Genomic DNA, 18,759 nt, shown 5'->3' with positions numbered 1-18,759 from the left:
CGAGGACTTGGGCGCACTGGGTTCCTGTGACGAGTACAGGAATGAGGGAGAAGGGGGTGCCTTCATTGTTCCTCTTGAACGTTACGCAAGTCGCAGGCCGAGCGTTGCAGGACTGTTTCGGCCTGCCGGCACCAGCTCCCCACCGGGAAGACAGGACCAGGTGCGCCGCCTTCTCCCTCTTGCGGAGAAAAGCGTTGCTGCCGCCTCAGCCCTTATCTAGCGCTTCCAGCTCGTCGATCAGCCCCTCGATCATCGACAGTCCCTTGCTCCAGAACGACGGATCGGTCGCGTCGAGGCCGAAGGGCTTCAGGAGTTCGGCGTGGTGCTTGGTGCCGCCGGCCTTCAGGAGCTCGAAGTACTTGTCCTGGAAGCCCTTGTCGGCCTTCTGGTAGACGGCATAGAGCGAATTTACCAGGCAGTCGCCGAAGGCATATGCGTAGACGTAGAAGGGCGAATGGATGAAATGGGGGATATAGGCCCAGTAGGTCTCGTAGCCCTCGGAAATCTTGATCGCCGGTCCGAGGCTTTCCGACTGAACGGAGAGCCAGAGTTCACCGATGTCTTCCGAAGTCAGTTCTCCGGCCTTGCGAGCAGTGTGGATCTTGCGCTCGAATTCGTAGAAGGCGATCTGGCGCACGACCGTGTTGATCATGTCCTCGACCTTCTGGGCCAGCATCGCCTTGCGCTCGCGCTTGTCCTTGGTCTTGTCGAGCAGAGCCCGGAAGGTCAGCATTTCGCCGAAGACGGAGGCGGTTTCGGCAAGCGTCAGCGGCGTCTGGCACATCAGGGCGCCTTGCGCGCCGGCCAGAACCTGATGGACGCCGTGGCCGAGTTCGTGGGCAAGCGTCATCACGTCGCGCGCCTTGCCGAGGTAGTTGACGAGCACATAGGGGTGAGCCGACGGCACCGTCGGATGGGCGAAGGCGCCCGGCGCCTTGCCGGGTCGCACCGGTGCGTCGATCCAATGCTCATCGAAGAAGCGCTTGGCGATCGCGGCCATCTCCGGGGCAAAGTTGCCGTAGGCGGATAGTACCGTCTCCTTGGCTTCGTCCCAGGATATCACGGCGTTCGATGTCTCCGGGAGCGGCGCGTTGCGGTCCCAGAACTCCATCTGCTCCATGCCGAGCCACTTGGCCTTCATCTTGTAGTAGCGGTGCGAGAGGCGCGGATAAGCCTGCTTGACGGCTGCGGCCAGCGCATCCACGACGTCGCGCTCGACGCGGTTTGCCAGATGCCTGGAATCGGCGATGTCCTCGAAGCCGCGCCAGCGGTCGGAGATGTCCTTGTCCTTGGCAAGCGTGTTGGTGATGAGCGTGAAGGTGCGCAGGTTCGCCTTGAAGGTCGCGGCGAGGGCCATGGCGGCCTTGTGGCGAGCCTCGGCGTCCTTGTCTTGCAACATGTTGAGCGTCACTTCGAGCGGCAGTTTCTCGCCGTCGATGTCGAACCGCAGCTCTGCCATGGTCTCGTCGAACAGGCGGTTGAAGGCAGCGGCCGATGTCATCGACTTTTCAAGGAAGAGCTGCTCCAGCTTGTCGTCCAGCTGGTAGGGCTTGTCCAGGCGCAGGTCGACCAGCCAGGGACGATAGTGGCCGGCGTCGGGATCGTTCGCCATGCACGCGTCGATGACCGCATCATCGATGCGGTTGAGTTCGAGCGCGAAGAACAGGAGATGACCGGAGAAATCGGTGATCTTCGCCTGCACGTCGCCGTAGAGCTTGCCGTTCACCGGGTTGCTGGTGTCGGAGAAATAGGTGAGGCCTGCAAATGAGCCCAGGCGTCCGATGATGTCGTCCAGCGCCTCGTATTCCTTGAGCGCCTGGCCGATGCCTTCTGCGCCTGTCTTCGTCGTGGCCCCGGCAAGCTTGCCCTTCCACTTCTCTTCGAAGGCAACTGCAAGTCTACCGGCCTTGTCCATGTCGGCGACGAAGGCAGTCGAGGTGGCGGAGGGGTAGAGGTCCTGCAATTTCCATGTCGGCAGATCGCCCAGCGCGGTATCGGTCGCGGAGGCGGCTGAGCTTGCCGAGAAATTAAGATCGGCGCCGGCGAGCGTTTTTTTCATGAGCGGGGTTCCTCTTCCTCTTTTGCGACAGGCTTGACTGTCTATGCGCCTAAAGGCCCGGCATCAAGGGGCTTTCGGCAGCCCGGAAGCTCCGTTTCGAGGCAATCGGGCTCCGTCACAAACGTTAAAATGCGATTATTTCTCAAAACTGGATGTTCAAGCCTTTCTGCGAGAGTGCCTGCAGGTTTCGCATGAAGTGAGGCAGCAATGACCGGTTACAATGAGCTCAAGGGTGCAGCGCAGATACTCGTCGTCGAGGACGATCCAGTACAGCGCCGACTGCTGAAGAACGCGATCGAGCGTCATGGGCACGTCGTCCATCAGGCGGAGAACGGACGCATCGGTCTGGAGATGGTGAAGAGAGCCAGCGGGCTCTACAACGTCATCGTGCTCGACCTGATGATGCCCGAAATGACAGGCCTCGAATTTCTCGAAGCCGTGCACGAATTCGGCACACAAATCCCGGTCATCGTCCAGACAGGACAGGGCGGCATCGAGACGGTTGTACAGGCGATGCGCGCCGGTGCCTTCGATTTCGTGGTCAAGCCGGTGTCACCGGAACGGATTGCCAACTCGATTTCGAACGCCTTGAAGCTCGACCAGCGCGAAATCAAGGCGCGTACCGGTCGCCGGTCCCGTTCCGGGGCAGTCGGTTTCGACGATATCGTCTCGGCCAGTCCCGCAATGCTACGGGTTATCGATCTTGCCCAGCGCGGGGCGCAGTCCACCATCCCGGTGGTTCTGGAAGGCGAATCCGGCGTCGGAAAGGAACTCGTGGCGCGGGCCATCCAGTCCGGCAGCGACCGCTCCGGCAAGCCGTTCGTCACGGTCAACTGTGGCGCCATTCCGCACAATCTCGTCGAGAGCATTCTCTTCGGCCATGAAAAGGGCGCCTTCACCGGCGCGACGGAGCGCCACGTCGGCAAGTTCATGGAGGCCGACGGCGGCACCATCTTCCTCGACGAGATCGGCGACCTTCCGCTCGATGTCCAGGTCAAGCTTCTTCGCGCCGTGCAGCAGGGCGAGATCGAGACAGTGGGCGCGCGCACCGCGCACAAAGTCAATGTTCGCCTGATCTCGGCGACCAACAAGGATCTGATCGAAGAGGTCAAGAACGGCCACTTCCGCGAAGACCTTTACTATCGCCTGAACGTATTCCCGATCACCATCCCGGCGCTGCGCAAGCGCAAGGAGGACATCCCTCATCTTGTGCGTGTTTTCACGGAGCGCTTCTCGACCGAGCAGAAGAACGGCCATCGCATGACGGTCAGCTCGGGCGCGCTGGCGATGCTGACCGCCTATGACTGGCCGGGCAACATCCGGCAACTCGAGAACGCCATCTTCCGTGCCGTGGTTCTTGCCGACGGACCGGAGCTGACCGAAGCAGACTTCCCGCAGATCGCGGCGCAGTTGCCCGAATACGACGTGGTCGATCATCTTGCGCTGGTCGCCGACAACAGCAGCAGCGCGCGCCTGAGCGAACTTGTAGAGGTGGAATATTCTGCCTCGCAGTCGGCCGGTGATCCAGCCATGGCGCGAATCACCGAGGCGTCTGACAACGCAATTGCCAGTACGAACCCCGCCGGCGAGGTGCGCAAGCTTGCCGATGTCGAAGAGGAATTGATAAGATTCGCTCTTAAATTCTACAGGGGTCAGATGAGTCAAGTGGCCCGAAAACTGGGCATCGGACGATCCACACTCTATAGAAAACTCAAGGATTACGGCATCGATCCCGACAATCCGCAGAAGGACGCTGCCTAGCCTGCTAAATTAAGAATCCGGCAAGCATCTTTTGTTACCAATCATAAACCACTTGTTAGTGGCCTGTTCACTATGTAAAGAAAAGGTTGATCACGTGTGGCATTTTTGCCATCGTGTGACCGCATTTAACAGTCAAGGGTCAGATCAAGGGGCCATCGGCTGTCTGACGGGGATTGAGTTTGCCGGATCTGAATTGGAACACGAAGCCTTCGCGCCCGACATGGCGCAAGAGGTGCGCAGACCTTTGCGGAAAGGTGGTTAGGACGGCTATGGCCGCCCTTGTCGCAGTTGCTGTTTCCTCGCCTGTGGTGGTGAGCACGCCCTCCCAGGCGGCTGGCGAAACGCGCAGTCTCAAGCTCTATTTCGTCCATACCGGCGAAAAGGCCGTCATCACCTACAAGCGCAATGGCAGGTTCGACCCCAAGGGTCTCGAGCAGCTGAACCGCTTCCTTCGCGACTGGCGCAAGAACCAGCCGACGAAGATGGACCCGCGTCTTTTCGACCTGATCTGGGAAGTTTACCGCCAGAGCGGCTCGCGCGACTATATCAACGTCGTCTGCGGATTCCGTTCGCCTTCAACCAACGCCATGCTGAAAGGCCGTTCGCGCAATTCCGGCGTGGCCGAGAAAAGCCAGCATATGCTTGGCAAGGCGATGGATTTCTTTATTCCTGACGTCAAACTGGCCACTTTGCGCGGGATCGGCATGAAAATGCAGGTCGGCGGCGTTGGATTCTATCCGAAATCCGGTTCGCCCTTCGTGCATATGGACGTCGGCGGTGTTCGTGCCTGGCCGCGCATGAGCCGTGACGAACTGGTAAGACTCTTTCCGAATGGCAACACGATGCACATCCCTGCGGATGGTCGTCCGCTGCCTGGATATGAGCAGGCCGTTGCCGACTACAAGCGCCGCGTCAGCTCCGGCCAGGTGCAGATGGCAAGCTCCGGCGCCTATTCCGGTTCGTCTTCGGACGAACCGCGGAAGCACAAGACTCTGTTTGCAGCGCTCTTCGGCGGCGGCGCGGACGAGGCCGAAGACACGTCTGATGATGATAGCGGTGCAGCACCGGTGGCTATCGCCAAGGCAACCCCACCCAAGGCGGCCGATATGCCGAACGCGGCCGATCCCGGCCAGCAGGCTCCCGCCCAGCCGACCGAGGTCGCAAGTGTAAACGCGCCGATTCCGCAGGTGCGGCCGGCGTTCGCCGATCAACCAGGCGGAAGCGAAGTGGCCAGCGCCCTTGTCGCTCCGCAATCCGGAAATGCCGCGCAACAGGCCCTTTCTGCCGTGACCGATCAGGGTCCGCAGCAGTTTGCCGATCTCAGCGCCTACAGCATACCGGTTCCTTCGCTGCTTGGACCGCGCCGCCCTGCGGGTGACGCGGAAGTCGCTTCGGCCGATCCGACTGCGATGACGGGGAATCTCGCAGCGGTTCCGAGGCCGGCTGAACGACCGGCGCTTGCCGAAAACCTTCTCGCCGCGGCGAATGCCGATGCGGAAGCAAACGACGACGTGGCAGACCAGGAGGATACGCTTTCTCCGGCTGTTGCCGACGCTCTCGACCAGCATGACTCGGATGGCGACCGTCAGGTCGCATCTAGCCAGCCGCCGGTTTCCAGCGTCGAACAGGCTATAAACGCGGCAATGCCGCAAAAGGTTCCCACCCAGAAGGCGCCGGTTCAAATGGCCGCACTCGCTCCGGCGACGAGGTCGACAGGCTTTGGGGATGGCTTCGACGCACCCCGGGCATCAGACGACGCCGGCATTGCGCAGGGCGTGCCCGCCAAGGGTGGCCGCCCGACCAAGCATGAGGCAGCGGAAGCCGATGCGAGCCGGGCAACAGTCAGAACCGAACCGAAGCTGACAGAGAAGATTATCTCGAAGTGGGCGCTGACCAATTCGCGCATGGAAATGGTGACCAAGCCGGTCAAGGCGCCGCGGTTCGTCAGCCAGACACTGCGCGCCCAGCCGACCTCGGTCTATGCGGAGGGCTTCACCAAGACGGCCTCCATCGATCCGGGCCGGTTCAGCGGCACTGCCGTGAACTTCATGGAAGTGCGCAAGTTCGATTCGAACTGAGTCACCAATGAATGGGACAGGGAAAACCGCCGGACCGTTCCGGCGGTTTTTTCGTTGATCCAAAGTTCGATGCGCTGCTTTCGACGTCGCGCTAAAGAGCGCCCGCCGGAACGAACTGCAGATAGGCCGCCAGACTGGCTACTGAAAGCCAGAGGTCTCCGTCGTGAGCCGACGCCTTCCTCGCGGCCGCAGCCAGGCCCCCGATCAAAACGATCAGCAAGCCGACACAGAGGCCGTTGCCGGCGAAAGCCAGACCCAGCGAGCCGAGACTGACAGCGCTCGCAATCATCGTCTGCGGCGAGGCTGCAACCGAGGAACCCGGTTGGAGACGAAATATACTCGCGAACCGGCAGCCACTGAACGCTATCGACAGGACGAGGAGTGCCGGGGTCATCAAGTGAAACTGCATCATCCGGCCCTTTCGAATGCGATCGCGATCGGCGTGAGGTCACTGTCATCCTGTCCAATTCGGCGCACGGCGAGCGCGTCTCCTACGGCGATCAACACGGGATTGTCGTAGCCGATATGGGCTATGCCGTCGGAGAGACCCGCAAGGCTGCCGCGCCATTTGCGCTCTGTGGTGCGGCTCGCGTCGCTCATGATCACGGCGGGCGTGGCGGGCGGGAGGCCTTCGGCGATCAGCTTCTCAGCGATTGCAGGGGCCGTCCGGCCGCCCATGTAGAAGACCGTGGTCGTGTGCGGATCGGCCACAGTTGCCCAGTTCACATCCGCCGGCAGCCCGCCGCGACGGGAATGGCCGGTGATGAAGCGGACGGACTGCGCATGCTCGCGGTGGGTCAGCGAGATACCCAGGCGGGAGGCCATGGCGCTTGCAGCCGTGATGCCGGGGATCACGTCAACCGGAATGTTCTCGCGATCCAGGTGCGCGATTTCTTCGCCGGCCCGGCCGAAGATCATCGGGTCGCCGGATTTCAGGCGGACGACCCGTTTGCCCGCCTTGGCGAGCTTTACCATCATCTCGTTGATGTCTTCCTGGCGGCAGCTGGTGCGGCCGCCGCGCTTACCCACCAGCATGCGTTTCGCCTCGCGACGGGCGAGCTCCAGAACCTCTGATGAGACGAGATCGTCGAAGAGGATCACATCGGCCGCCTGCAGGGCGCGGACCGCCTTCAGCGTCAACAGCTCCGCGTCACCGGGGCCGGCGCCGACCAGCGTGACGCGGCCACCTCCGCAAGAGTGGGCGGGCGCCTCCCGAAGCCGTTCGGCCTCCCTGAGAAGCAGCCCGCCGACGCCCTCCTCCGGCGTATTGGAACTTGAAAAGGCGCGATCGACGAACCGTTCCCAGAAAGCGCGGCGTAGCGGGCCGGGCGCGATACGCTCATTGATCGTGTCCCGCAGCGACCGGGCAAGTTCTGCCCAGCCTTTCAGCGCCCGCGGAAGCAATGTCTCGATCCGCCGGCGGATCGCCTGGGCGAGGATGGGCGCGGCACCATCGGTCGAGATCGCCACCACGACCGGGGAGCGGTTGACGATCGATCCGAACTGGAACTGGCAGTAATCGGGCTTGTCGATGACGTTGACCGGCACACCGGCTATCCGGGCGGCGTCGAAAAAGGCATGCGCTTCGTGGTCCTCCCCGCAGTCGGCTATGGCGATTGCCGCGCCGGCGATGATCGACCTGTCCCATGTCTGCGGGTGGTGAACGAACGAACCTTGTGGATGTTCTGCGCCGCGCAGGATCAGCTTTTCGAACGTGTCGGACAGTTTCTCTGCATAGACGTGGACTTCTGCACCGCAGGCCGCGAGAAGTTCCGCCTTCCAGGCCGCCGCATCGGAGCCGCCAGCGACGACGACGCGCTTCCCCGCAAGGGCCCAGAAGACCGGGAGCTTGGCGAGCGGCTCCATGCGGGCCGGACTGTCATTCCGCGGCGGCTGCAAGACATCCATCGATGATCCCCCTGATTTCAGCGCGGCAGGAGCCGCAGTTCGTTCCAGCATTGGTTTGGCTTCCGACAGCCTCGACGCTGTGACAGCCGCTTCGGACTGCCCCGACGATCTGGTTGACGCCGACGCTGAAGCAGGAGCAGACGGTGGCGCCTGGATCCGGTTTGTCGGCGCCGGGGCGGCCGGCGACGAGGGCGAAGCGCTTGCGCAGGTCGTCATGACAGGCGCCAAGCTGCGAGATCGCCCAGTTGCGGGCGACCGCCACCGGCTGACGCGCAAGGAACAACGCCGCGATCAAGCGCTTGCCGTCGAAGAAGGCCAGCCTGAGATCGCCGGACTGATGGTCGGCGTAACCGAGTGGTTCGATATTGGTCGGGATTGCGAATGTCTCGCGGCACCAGCTGCACCAGTCTTCGACCGCATCATCGAAGCCAAGTTCCAGCCGCCACCCGCCGTCGGCCTTTGCCAGTGCCCAATAGGCAGCGTCGAGGCGTTCCGGCCTGGCGACCGAGACGGCAAATCCATAGCGCGTCGCCTTGAAAGGGCGTGCTGCGACGGCGACATTCTTCGAAGCAGGCTGGCCGGAGAGCGGATCGGTGATGGGAGCAACGACCACATCGATGCGGGCCCGGGCTGCGAACTGATCGTTCCAGTGCATCGGCACGAAGATGCTGCCGCGCGCCTGCCGCTCGGTAATCAGGGCGCGGACGATGGATTTCCCGTGCGGGCTTTCGATCTCGACCAGGCCGGCATTTCCAACGCCGATCTCGATCGCGTCGCGGGGATGCAGTTCGGCAAAGGGCTCGGCAATATGAGACGACAGGCGGGCGCTTTTGCCGGTGCGCGTCATCGTGTGCCACTGGTCGCGGATCCGGCCGGTGTTGAGGGTGAAGGGGTAATCGGCGTTGGTTCGGTCCGAAGCGGCGGGCTCGATCGCGATGAAGCGGGCCTTGTGGTCGGCGTGGAAGAAGCCGCCCTGGGCGAAAAAGCGGGTATCGGCCTTCGCGTTGCCTGCAGGTTGCGGCCACTGGAACGGGCGCATCGCGTCATAGCTTGCCTCGTCGATGCCAGCATAGGCGCCGATGTCGAAATCGCGGCTGCCGTTGTTCTCGAAGGCGGAGAGTGCCGCGTGCTCTTCGAAGATGTCTGCCGGTGCGGCGAAGGAGAAGGGCTCGGCAAAGCCCATGCGGCGTGCGACTTCGGCCAGTTGCCACCAGTCTGCGCGCGCTTGGCCGGGTGGATCGAGGAAGGGACGCTGGCGGGTGATGCGGCGTTCGGAATTGGTGACCGTGCCGCTTTTTTCGCCCCAGCCGAGAGAGGGGAGAAGCACGTGGGCGTGGCGTGCGGTGTCGGTTTTCCCGAGGACGTCGGAAACGACAACGAATGGGCACGCCTTGATGGCGGCTTCGACGGCATCTGCCTCCGGCATCGAGACGACGGGGTTGGTCGCCATGATCCACAGCGCCTTGATGCGCCCGTCGGCGACTGCCTTGAACATGTCGACGGCTTTCAGGCCGGGCTTCTGCGCCATGTCGGGAGACTGCCAGAAGCGTTGGACACGGTCGCGATCCTCAGCGCTCTCGATCGCCATGTGGGCGGCAAGCATGTTGGCCAGTCCGCCGACCTCGCGCCCGCCCATGGCATTCGGCTGGCCGGTCAAGGAGAAGGGGCCCATGCCGGCACGGCCGATGCGGCCCGTTGCGAGATGGCAGTTGATGATGGCGTTGACCTTGTCCGTGCCCGAGGAGGACTGATTGACGCCCTGGCTGTAGCAGGTGACGACCTTCTCCGTCGTTGCGAACAGGCGGTAGAATTCACGGAGCTGCATGGCGGGCAGGCCGGTGCGCTCAAGGATCTCGCTGAAGGAAACCGTGGAGGCCGATGCGAAGGCTTCGGCAAAGCCGTTGGTGTATTCGGCCACATAGTTCTGGTCGATCGCATTGCTCGAGATCAGATGCGCGAACAGGCCGATGAAAAGGGCGACATCGCTGTCGGGGCGGATTGCCAGATGCAGGTCGGCGATATCTGCCGTCATTGTGCGGCGCGGGTCGATGACGACGACCTTCATGCCCGGGCGCGCAGCCTTGGTCGCCGCCAGCCTTTGATAGATGACAGGGTGACACCAGGCGAGGTTGGACCCCGTGAGGATCACCAGGTCTGCAAGCTCGATGTCCTCGTAGGTGCCGGGCACCGTGTCGGCACCGAAGGCGCGGCGGTGGCCGGCGACGGAGGACGACATGCAGAGCCTCGAATTGGTATCGATGTTGGCCGAGCCGATGAAGCCCTTCATCAGCTTGTTGGCGACATAGTAGTCTTCGGTCAGCAGCTGGCCGGAGACGTAGAAGGCGACGGCATCGGGTCCGTGCTCGGCGATGGTTTGCGAGAAGCTGTTGGCAACGAGGTCAAGAGCGTCGTCCCAGCCGGCCCGCCGGCCAGCGATCTCGGGATGCAGAACGCGTCCGTCGAGATCGATGGTTTCGGCGAGCGCCGAGCCCTTCGAGCACAAGCGCCCGAAGTTGGCGGGATGCTCGGGGTCGCCCCTGACGGACACGATGCCGTCATTGGCGATCTTGGCGATGACGCCGCAGCCGACGCCGCAGTAAGGACAGGTCGTCTTGATCTCTTCTGCCATCTATTCCGCCGCCATCATCAGGCTTTCAAGAGCGATGAAGAGGGCGCCGTCCTCGTTGCGCACGGCAATGGTGCGGACTTCGCCCTCGTCGGCGCCGAGTGCCTTGCCGGTTTCCAGCGAAATCACCCAGTTGTGCAACGGGCAGGTGACCGCCTTGGCGTGGACGATGCCCTGGCTGAGCGGGCCGCCCTTGTGCGGGCAATGGTCCTCGATGGCGAAGACCTCGTTTTCAGCCGTGCGGAAGACGGCGATCTTGCCCTGCGGCGTCTTCACGCAACGCGCGCCGCGCAGCGGAATGTCAGAGATGTTGCCGATCGAATGCCAGTTCATCAAATGCGCTCCTTGTTCATGGGTAAGACCCCTCCCACAAGGGGAGGGACTTCCTGAGCTGCACCGTCATCGCTGGATGCGAGACAGTGCCTCCGGTTCCCACCCTTGTGGGGGAAATGGCAGGCAGGCCGGAGGGGGTATCCAAACTCACTCCGCAGCCTCGGAATACCCGACTGTTGCCATCGGCTTGAACTCATGCTTGTCCTTGCCCGAGACGCGCTCCGACCAGGGGTCGACCTGCGCGAAGGTCTGGGAGAAGACGAAGCGGTCGTAATAAGCTTGGCGCTTTTCGGCATCGCCCATGATCTGCCGGCGGATTTCCTCCAGGCCGACGCGCTTTGCCCACTTGTATATGCGCTCAAGGTAGCGGGCCTGCTCGCGATACATTTGCGTCAGCGCCACGATATGCTCCAGCGCCTCGTCCTCGGTCCTGACGAGCCCGAGGATCTCGGTGCCCTTGATGTCGAGGCCGGCGGCTCCGGCGAAATGGATCTCGAAGCCGGAGTCCACGCAGATGACGCCGATATCCTTGCAGGTGGCCTCCGCGCAGTTTCGGGGACACCCGGAGACCGCGAGCTTCAGCTTTGCCGGCGTCCAGGAACCCCACATGAACTTCTCGATGCGGATGCCGAGGCCGGTCGAATCCTGCGTGCCGAAGCGGCACCAGTCGGAGCCGACGCAGGTCTTCACGGTGCGCAGGCCCTTGGCATAGGCCTGGCCGGAGACGAAACCGGCCTTGCCAAGATCGGCCCAGACGGCCGGCAGATCTTCCTTCTCGATGCCGAGCAGGTCGATGCGCTGGCCGCCGGTGACCTTCACCATCGGGATTTCGAACTTGTCGACAACATCGGCGATGGCGCGCAGCTCGTTGGAATTGGTCACGCCGCCCCACATGCGGGGCACGACGGAGTAGGTGCCGTCCTTCTGGATGTTGGCGTGGACGCGCTCGTTGATGAAGCGAGACTGGTAGTCGTCGGCATACTCGTCCGGCCAGTCGCAGACGAGGTAGTAGTTGAGCGCCGGCCGACATTTGGCGCAGCCGCAGGAGGTCTTCCATTCGAGCTCCTGCATGACGGCAGGAATGCTCTTCAGGCCCTTGGCCTTGATCAGCCGGCGGACGTCGTCGTGGCCGAGTTCGGTGCAGGTGCACATCGGCTGGACGGCGGCCGGGTTGTAGCTGTCGCCCAGCGTCAGCGCCATCAGCTGCTCGACCAGGCCGGTGCAGGAGCCGCAGGATGCGGATGCCTTGGTGTGGGCTCGGACATCGTCCAGCGACGTCAGGCCCTTGCCCGAAATCGTAGAGGTGATTTTGCCCTTGCATACGCCGTTGCAGCCGCAGATTTCCGCATCATCCGGCAAGGCTGCAACGGCCGCCATAGGGTCCAGCGGGGACCCTCCCTGGTAGGCCTGTCCGAAGATCAGCGTCTCGCGCATCTGCGAGATATCGGTCGCCTTCTTCTTGAGATCGTTGAACCACGCACCGTCTGCGGTCTCGCCATAGAGGACGGTGCCGATGATCCTGTTGTCCTTCAGCACCAGGCGCTTGTAGACGCCGGCCGCGGCGTCGCGCAGCACGATCTCCTCGCGATCGTCGCCATCGGCGAAGTCGCCGAGCGAGTAGAGTTCGATGCCTGTCACCTTGAGCTTGGTCGGCGTGTCGGAATGGACGAAGGCCGCCGAGGCGTCGCCGGAAAGGTGTGAGGCGGCGACGCGGGCCATTTCATAGAGCGGCGCGACGAGGCCGTAGACCATGCCGCCGACTTCGGCGCATTCGCCGAGAGACAGAATGCTGCCGTCCGAGGTCTGCATGCCGTCGTCGACGACGATCCCGCGGTTGACCGCAAGGCCGGCGTCCTTTGCGAGGCCGACATTCGGGCGGATGCCGACGGCCATGACGACAAGACTTGCGGGGATGATGCGGCCGTCATCGAGCTCGATGCCCTCGACCTTGGCCTTGCCAACGATCGCCTTGGTGTTGGCCTTGGTGATGACCTTGATCCCGCGCTCCTCGACAGCCTTCTGCAGCAGATAGCCGGCAGCAGGGTCAAGCTGGCGCTCCATCAGCGTCGGCATGACGTGCAGCACGGTCACGTCCATGCCTCGCTGTGCAAGGCCGGCCGCGGCTTCGAGGCCGAGCAGGCCGCCGCCGATGACGATCGCCTTTTCGCGCGACTGGGCGGCAAGCAACATCGCCTGCACGTCGTCGAGGTCGCGGTAGGTGATGACGCCGGGCAGGTCCTTGCCGGGGACGGGGATGATGAAGGGTACGGAGCCGGTGGCGATCACCAGCTTGTCGTAGCTCTCGCAAACGCCGTGGTCCGACGTCACCGTCTTGGCGTGCCGGTCGATCGCGACGATCTTGTGCCCCTTGTAGAGCGTTATGCCGTGGTCGATGTACCAGCCATCGCCATGGATCACGATCTGCTCGTAGGTCTTTTCGCCCGACAGAACCGGCGAGAGCATGATGCGATCGTAGTTGACGCGCGGCTCGGCGTTGAAAATGGTGACCTGGTACTGGCCGGGGGCCTTTTCGAAGAGGTGCTCGAGCATGCGCCCGGGCGCCATGCCGTTGCCGATGATAACAAGTTTCTCGGTCATGTTGGTTACTCCGCGGCTTCGACGAAGCGGTGGCGTTCATAGAGGAACTTCAGCACGGCTTCGCGGCATTTGAGGTAAGTTCTGTCGGAGGCGAGCTCGATGCGGTTGCGCGGGCGGGCGATCGGAACGTCGAGGACTTCGCCGATCTTGGCGGCCGGGCCGTTGGTCATCATCACGATGCGGTCGGAGAGCAGCACGGCCTCGTCGACATCGTGGGTGATCATCACCATCGTGTTGCCAAGGCGGGCATGGATCTCCATCACCGCATCCTGCAGATGGGCGCGGGTGAGCGCGTCAAGTGCGCCGAAGGGCTCGTCGAGGAGCAGGATCTTCGGCTCCATTGAGAGCGCGCGGGCGATGCCGACGCGCTGCTTCATGCCACCGGAGATTTCGGAGGGGCGCTTGTCCTTGGCGTGGGCCATCTGGACGAGGTCGAGATTGGCCATGACCCAGTCGTGGCGCTCCGCCTTGGTCTTCGAATTGCTGAAGACCTTGGAGACGGCGAGGTTGACATTCTCATAGACCGTCAGCCAGGGGAGCAGGCTGTGGTTCTGGAAGACGACGGCCCGCTCGGGGCCAGGGGCGTTGACCTCGCGATTCTCCAGAAGCACGGCGCCAGCCGACACCGGCGTCAATCCTGCGATGAGGTTCAGCAGCGTGGACTTGCCGCAGCCGGAATGGCCGATGATCGAGACGAACTCGCCCTTGGAGATCGTCAGATTGATACCCTTCAGCACCTCCGCGCGTGTTCCTGCCCGGTCGAAGTATTTGTCGATGTGGTCGAGCTTGAGATAAGCGGTCATGATCGTTCCTCTCAATTGGCCGAAGCGCCGCGGGTGATCAGCTTGCCGACGGCTGCGACCAGCTTGTCGAGCGCGAAGCCGACGACGCCGATGTAGGCGAGGGCGACAATGATGTCGGGCAGGCGCGATGAGTTCCACGCATCCCAGATGAAAAAGCCGATACCGACGCCGCCGGTGAGCATTTCGGCTGCGACGATCGCGAGCCAGGAGAGGCCGACGCCGATGCGAAGACCGGTGAAGATGTAAGGGGCGGCGGACGGCAGCATGATCTTGAAGAAGAACTCGATCTGGTTCAGCCGCAGTACCTTGGCGACGTTGCGGTAATCCTGCGGAATGTTGCGCACGCCGACGGCCGTGTTGATGATCACGGGCCAGATCGAGGTGATGAAGATCACGAAGATCGCCGAGGGGTTGGCGTTCTGGAATGCCGCCAGCGACAGCGGCAGCCAGGCGAGTGGCGGCACGGTGCGCAGCACCTGGAAGATCGGATCGAGGCCGCGCATTGCCCAGACCGACTGGCCAATGACGGCGCCGATGACGACGCCGACGACCGCCGCCAGGCCGAAGCCGTAGGCGACGCGCTGCAGCGAGATCAGGACGCGCCAGCCAAGGCCGATATCCTGCGAGCCGTAGTTGAAGAAGGGGTAGGCGATCAGATCGTAGCTTTCCTGCCAGACCTGGTGCGGCGACGGCAGCGAGGCGGTGGGCGACGAACAGAGCACCTGCCAGACGGCAAGCAGGATGGCGAGGACGACCAGCGGAGGGACGACATTGCGTGCGACCGTTGCTGCGATCTTCTTTATGTCGAACTTTGCTGCCGGTCGCTTTGAAAGAGGTAGAATGGTTGCCGTCGTCGACACAGCTGCGGCCGTCGCGATTGTCTGTTTCTTGGCCAGGGCGGGCATGGAACGCTCCTCTTACGAATTCAAGAAAGAACCGACGCGCCAGTCGCGCGCCGGAGGCGTGATCAGGACGCGGCCTTGATCGCGAGGCTATCGAGATAGGCGGACGGGTTTTCCGGGTCGAAGACCTTGCCGTCGAAGAAGGTTTCCTTGCCGCGTGAAGAGGATGCCGGAATGTCGGCTGCCGCGACGCCGAGGTCCTTGGCGGCTTCGCGCCAGATGTCCTCGCGGTTCACCTTGTCGACCAACGCCTTGATATCGGTGTCCGGTGTGAACTTGCCCCAGCGGATGTTCTCGGCAAGAAACCAGGTGTCGTGGCTCTTGAAGGGATAGGAGACGCCGCCCGCCCAGAACTTCATGTAGAGATCGGTTCCGTGGGCGACGCGGCCGTTGCCGTAGTTGATGTCGCCCTTGAGGCGGCCGAGCACGTCCTTCGGCGGTACGTTGAACCACTGGCGCTTGCCGAGGATGGTCGACATTTCCTCCTTGTTGTCCATTCTGTCGCACCATTGCTGGGCTTCCATCACGGCCATCAGGAGGGCCTTGGCGGCGTTCGGATTGTTCTCGACCCAATCGGACCGCATGCCGAGCGCCTTTTCGGGGTGGCCTTTCCAGAGTTCGCCTGTCGTTGCTGCGGTGAAGCCGATGCCCTGGTTGACGAGTTGCTCGTTCCAGGGTTCGCCGACGCAGAAGACGTCCATGTTGCCGACCTTCATGTTCGCCACCATCTGCGGCGGTGGAACGACGATGGTCGAGATGTCCTTGTCCGGATCGATGCCGCCGGCGGCGAGCCAGTAGCGGACCCAGAGATCGTGCGTGCCGCCCGGGAAGGTCATGGCGGCCTTGATTTCCTTGCCTTCGGCCTTCTTCTTCTCGAAGGCGGCCTTCAGCCTGGAGGAGTCGAGCTGCACGCCGGTATCGGCATATTCCTTGGCAACGGAGATGCCCTGGCTGTCGTAGTTCAGCCGGGCGAGGATCGACATCGGCACCGGCTGATTGTTCTGAGTCACCTTGCCTGTTTGCATGAGGTAGGGGAGCGGCGAGAGGATGTGGGCGCCATCGATGCCGTTGGCGGCGCCGCCAAGCACGAGGTTGTCACGCGTGGCGCCCCACGAAGCCTGCTTGGCGACGTCGACGTCAGGAAGGCCGTGCTTTTCGAAGAGACCCTTTTCCTTTGCAACGATCAACGGCGCTGCGTCGGTTAGCGCAATGAAGCCAAGCTTGGCGCCGGGGACTTCAGGACCCGCGGCGGCGGCGAAGGCGCCCGAGGGAAAGGCGGTGCGGACTGCGGTGATCAATGCTGCGGTAGCCGTCGTCTTCAGGATGGCGCGACGAGTGATGCCGGTCGTGACTGTCTTGCTCATGCCGAGGTCCCCTCTGCTGGTGCTGGGCCGGAAATTCGGAAATAAAAAAACGCCGCTCGGAGATTGTGTCTTCGGGAGGGAGGTCCCGGACAGCAAAAACCTTGCGACGTCGATGTCTTTTGTGAACGCCTATCGCGCGTTCATCTTGCTCCGGTCGCCGTTGACCGGTGCGGTTTGAGCCTTGCAAGCAGCGTGCCAGTTTTTTCGTCGCTTGCTAATTATATGAATTAAAAGAGAAAATTTTAGCGCAAGTGCCATTGCCTATTTCTTCGGCTGGCTTGCTTTGTGCCAATGTTTTGGGCTGTTGCCATTGTTGCGGCCTTCGCAGGTGCAACCAATTTGTGCATGGCAGCGAGGGGTCAGGGCTCGTCCGCGGCTGAAGCCGGCTGCCTGTTGCTCCTGACCGCAAAGCCGGAGACGTATTCGACGAAGTGTGCGGGGTCGAAGACGTGGCCGTCCATGAAGCGGTCGCCGTCCTCGTTGCCCTCGATACGGATGTCGGCATCGGGTGGGGTATTGGCCTCTCCCAGGGCGGCGCGATAGAGGTCCGGGCGATAGGCGGATGCGGCGGTCCTTGCGTTGTTGAGCGTCATCTCCGCCTGTCCCCAGCGGACCATCTGGCTGTAGATCCACAGGGCATGGCTGGGGCGCGGATAGTTGGCAAAGCGGCCGTGGAACAGGAAATACTCGTCGATGATGCGCCGGTTGCCCCTGGCGTCAAGGTTGAACTCGCCGGCCAGGACATGGCGAATGATCTGGACGGGAGCGGCGATGTAGCGTGCATCCGCCAATGCTTCGGCAAGCGCGTCGTGGTTCTCGACGCGGTCGCACCAGCGCGCGGCCGCATCGAGCGCGACAATCAGTCGGGAGACGGTTTCCGGGTGGCTTTTGGCCCAGTCCGGCCGCATGCCGATTACCTTTTCCGGTGCCGAAGGCCAGATGTCCTGCTTGGCGGCGACGATGCGTCCGACGCCACGTTCGGAGGCGACCATGTTCCACGGCGCGCCGACGCAGAAACCGTCGATGGCGCCCGCAGCCAGCGCGTCCGACGTGAGAGGCGGCGGCACGACAACAAGCTTGACGTCATTGTCGGGATCGATGCCGCCGGCGGCCAGCCAGTAGCGGAATTCGTAGTTGTGCGACGAGAAGGGGTAGGTCATGGCAAGCGTCGGCAGCGGTTCGCCGCGTGCCTTGATGTCGCGCAGCACCACCGCCAGCGCGCGGGCGCTCTCGAGCGCGCCGGCATTCTCAGCAAGGCCGGCGTCTTGCCGCATCCTGTCAAAGAGCCGCGTCGACAGGGTAATGGCGTTGCCGCCGCGGCCGAGCGAGAAGGCGGTAATCGTCGGCGACGGGTTTGATCCGAGGCCGAGCATGGATGCAACGGGCATCGGCGAGAGCATATGGGCGACGTCGAACTGGCGGAAGGCGAGGCGATCGCGGACATTGGCCCAGGAAACATCCTTGACGAGGTCGAGCGTCAGGCCCTCCTTCTCAGCGAAGCCGAATTCCGCTGCGGCGATCAGCACCGAGGCGTCGACGAGCGGGATGAATCCCGCTCGCAGGGTCTTCGGGCCCTCGGTCAAGGCACGGGCGGGGGCGGCCAGGCCGCCGGTGGAGCTTTCGGTCATTGTCATATCCACTCCGGTTTCCTCCGGATGCCAGGCAGAGGACGCGCGCCCGTCATCACATCAGCAGTCCAGCGGCGGTCACCACGCTTTGGGCGATCTCGGCGATCTTCTTCTTCTCGTTCATTGCAGTTTGCCGCAGGAGGGAAAAGGCTTCCTCTTCTGACAGGCCTCGCATTTTCATCAGTATGCCCTTGGCGCGATCGATGATCTTGCGCTCTTCAAGTGCCGATTTGGCATCGGCAAGCTCGCGCTGCAGGCGGCTGAACGCATTGAAGCGACTGACAGCCATCTCGAGGATCGGCTTGACGCGCTCCTTCTTGAGGCCATCGACGATATAGGCGGATACGCCCGCCTCGACGGCCGCCACGATGGAATCTTCGTCCGACTTGTCGACGAACATGGCGATCGGGCGTTTTACGGCACGCGAGATCTGGAAAATGCTCTCCAGCATGTCGCGGTTAGGGTTCTCCAGATCGATGACGATGACGTCGGGATTGATCTCCTCGATCCGCCGCGCCAGGCCGGTCATGTCGTCAACCACTGTCACACGGTCGTAGCCGGCCTCCCGGAGACCTACCTCGATGATAGATGCCCGGATGCTGTTCTCATCGATGACCAGTACTGTGAGACTGGACTTCAAGGGTTGAGTGGCCACGGATCTACCGGCATCCATTCGTTGTTGAACCCATCGACACGTTA

At 62.7% G+C, this 18,759-nt stretch carries 13 protein-coding genes; 2 read left to right on the top strand and 11 right to left on the bottom strand.

The window, feature by feature from the left end:
* Positions 1–205: 205 nt before the first annotated feature.
* Entirely contained in the window at positions 206–2,059 is a 1,854-nt protein-coding gene (locus AC1D2R_RS14255) for a M3 family oligoendopeptidase (RefSeq protein ID WP_477967923.1), read from the bottom strand.
* A gap of 207 nt (positions 2,060–2,266) precedes the next feature.
* Between AC1D2R_RS14255 and AC1D2R_RS14250 the strand changes: the two genes are divergently transcribed.
* Both AC1D2R_RS14250 and AC1D2R_RS14245 read left to right on the top strand, forming a co-directional pair.
* Complete coding sequence (locus AC1D2R_RS14250) at positions 2,267–3,820, top strand: sigma-54-dependent transcriptional regulator (protein ID WP_477967922.1); 1,554 nt, start codon at positions 2,267–2,269, stop codon at positions 3,818–3,820.
* Positions 3,821–3,999: 179 nt separating this feature from the next.
* Positions 4,000–5,898 (top strand): peptidoglycan L,D-endopeptidase MepK, encoded by a 1,899-nt coding sequence (locus AC1D2R_RS14245; protein ID WP_477967921.1) that lies wholly within the window; start codon positions 4,000–4,002, stop codon positions 5,896–5,898.
* A 91-nt stretch (positions 5,899–5,989) separates the two neighbouring features.
* On the opposite strand, the gene AC1D2R_RS14240 is transcribed toward AC1D2R_RS14245, so the two are convergent.
* The 10 genes from AC1D2R_RS14240 to AC1D2R_RS14195 form a co-directional block, all read right to left on the bottom strand.
* A complete protein-coding gene (locus AC1D2R_RS14240; RefSeq protein ID WP_477967920.1) occupies positions 5,990–6,307 on the bottom strand; it encodes a hypothetical protein in 318 nt (105 codons plus the stop codon).
* Complete coding sequence (gene cysG / locus AC1D2R_RS14235) at positions 6,307–7,806, bottom strand: siroheme synthase CysG (RefSeq protein WP_477967919.1); 1,500 nt, start codon at positions 7,804–7,806, stop codon at positions 6,307–6,309. The genes AC1D2R_RS14240 and cysG overlap by 1 nt, the downstream gene beginning before the upstream one ends.
* Positions 7,778–10,435: a nitrate reductase gene (locus AC1D2R_RS14230; protein WP_477967918.1), complete on the bottom strand. Its 2,658-nt coding sequence runs from the start codon at positions 10,433–10,435 to the stop codon at positions 7,778–7,780. Before AC1D2R_RS14230 ends, cysG begins: the two co-directional genes overlap by 29 nt.
* Positions 10,436–10,765 (bottom strand): nitrite reductase small subunit NirD, encoded by a 330-nt coding sequence (gene nirD / locus AC1D2R_RS14225; protein WP_477967917.1) that lies wholly within the window; start codon positions 10,763–10,765, stop codon positions 10,436–10,438. It lies immediately after the preceding gene.
* Between the two features lie 147 nt (positions 10,766–10,912).
* Positions 10,913–13,363 carry a nitrite reductase large subunit NirB gene (gene nirB, locus AC1D2R_RS14220; protein WP_477967916.1) on the bottom strand — a complete coding sequence of 817 codons (2,451 nt, stop codon included), beginning with the start codon at positions 13,361–13,363 and terminating at the stop codon, positions 10,913–10,915.
* Positions 13,364–13,368: 5 nt separating this feature from the next.
* On the bottom strand, positions 13,369–14,166 hold the full coding sequence (locus AC1D2R_RS14215) for an ABC transporter ATP-binding protein (RefSeq protein WP_477967915.1): 798 nt from the start codon (positions 14,164–14,166) through the stop codon (positions 13,369–13,371).
* Between the two features lie 11 nt (positions 14,167–14,177).
* A complete protein-coding gene (gene ntrB, locus AC1D2R_RS14210; protein WP_477967914.1) occupies positions 14,178–15,071 on the bottom strand; it encodes a nitrate ABC transporter permease in 894 nt (297 codons plus the stop codon).
* 62 nt (positions 15,072–15,133) lie between these two features.
* The gene (locus AC1D2R_RS14205; RefSeq protein WP_477967913.1) at positions 15,134–16,432 is read right to left on the bottom strand and encodes a CmpA/NrtA family ABC transporter substrate-binding protein; all 1,299 of its coding nucleotides are present in this window, start codon (positions 16,430–16,432) and stop codon (positions 15,134–15,136) included.
* A 359-nt stretch (positions 16,433–16,791) separates the two neighbouring features.
* The gene (locus AC1D2R_RS14200) at positions 16,792–18,066 is read right to left on the bottom strand and encodes a CmpA/NrtA family ABC transporter substrate-binding protein (RefSeq protein ID WP_477968124.1); all 1,275 of its coding nucleotides are present in this window, start codon (positions 18,064–18,066) and stop codon (positions 16,792–16,794) included.
* Between the two features lie 49 nt (positions 18,067–18,115).
* Positions 18,116–18,733: an ANTAR domain-containing response regulator gene (locus AC1D2R_RS14195; RefSeq protein ID WP_477967912.1), complete on the bottom strand. Its 618-nt coding sequence runs from the start codon at positions 18,731–18,733 to the stop codon at positions 18,116–18,118.
* Between the last annotated feature and the right edge of the window lie 26 nt (positions 18,734–18,759).

This window comes from Rhizobium sp. P1_C7, assembly GCF_056406295.1.
Note: the sequence above shows the minus strand (reverse complement) of the source record. Positions and strands in the feature narration are given on the sequence as shown.

What these genes read in the sequence shown, in the direction of transcription:
- AC1D2R_RS14205 (WP_477967913.1), bottom strand. Translation starts at nt 16,432, where the DNA reads ATGAGCAAGACAGTCACGACCGGCATCACTCGTCGCGCCATCCTGAAG.
- AC1D2R_RS14200 (WP_477968124.1), bottom strand. Translation starts at nt 18,066, where the DNA reads ATGACAATGACCGAAAGCTCCACCGGCGGCCTGGCCGCCCCCGCCCGT.
- nirD (WP_477967917.1), bottom strand. Translation starts at nt 10,765, where the DNA reads ATGAACTGGCATTCGATCGGCAACATCTCTGACATTCCGCTGCGCGGC.
- nirB (WP_477967916.1), bottom strand. Translation starts at nt 13,363, where the DNA reads ATGACCGAGAAACTTGTTATCATCGGCAACGGCATGGCGCCCGGGCGC.
- AC1D2R_RS14250 (WP_477967922.1), top strand. Translation starts at nt 2,267, where the DNA reads ATGACCGGTTACAATGAGCTCAAGGGTGCAGCGCAGATACTCGTCGTC.
- ntrB (WP_477967914.1), bottom strand. Translation starts at nt 15,071, where the DNA reads ATGCCCGCCCTGGCCAAGAAACAGACAATCGCGACGGCCGCAGCTGTG.
- cysG (WP_477967919.1), bottom strand. Translation starts at nt 7,806, where the DNA reads ATGGATGTCTTGCAGCCGCCGCGGAATGACAGTCCGGCCCGCATGGAG.
- AC1D2R_RS14240 (WP_477967920.1), bottom strand. Translation starts at nt 6,307, where the DNA reads ATGCAGTTTCACTTGATGACCCCGGCACTCCTCGTCCTGTCGATAGCG.
- AC1D2R_RS14230 (WP_477967918.1), bottom strand. Translation starts at nt 10,435, where the DNA reads ATGGCAGAAGAGATCAAGACGACCTGTCCTTACTGCGGCGTCGGCTGC.
- AC1D2R_RS14255 (WP_477967923.1), bottom strand. Translation starts at nt 2,059, where the DNA reads ATGAAAAAAACGCTCGCCGGCGCCGATCTTAATTTCTCGGCAAGCTCA.
- AC1D2R_RS14195 (WP_477967912.1), bottom strand. Translation starts at nt 18,733, where the DNA reads ATGGATGCCGGTAGATCCGTGGCCACTCAACCCTTGAAGTCCAGTCTC.
- AC1D2R_RS14215 (WP_477967915.1), bottom strand. Translation starts at nt 14,166, where the DNA reads ATGACCGCTTATCTCAAGCTCGACCACATCGACAAATACTTCGACCGG.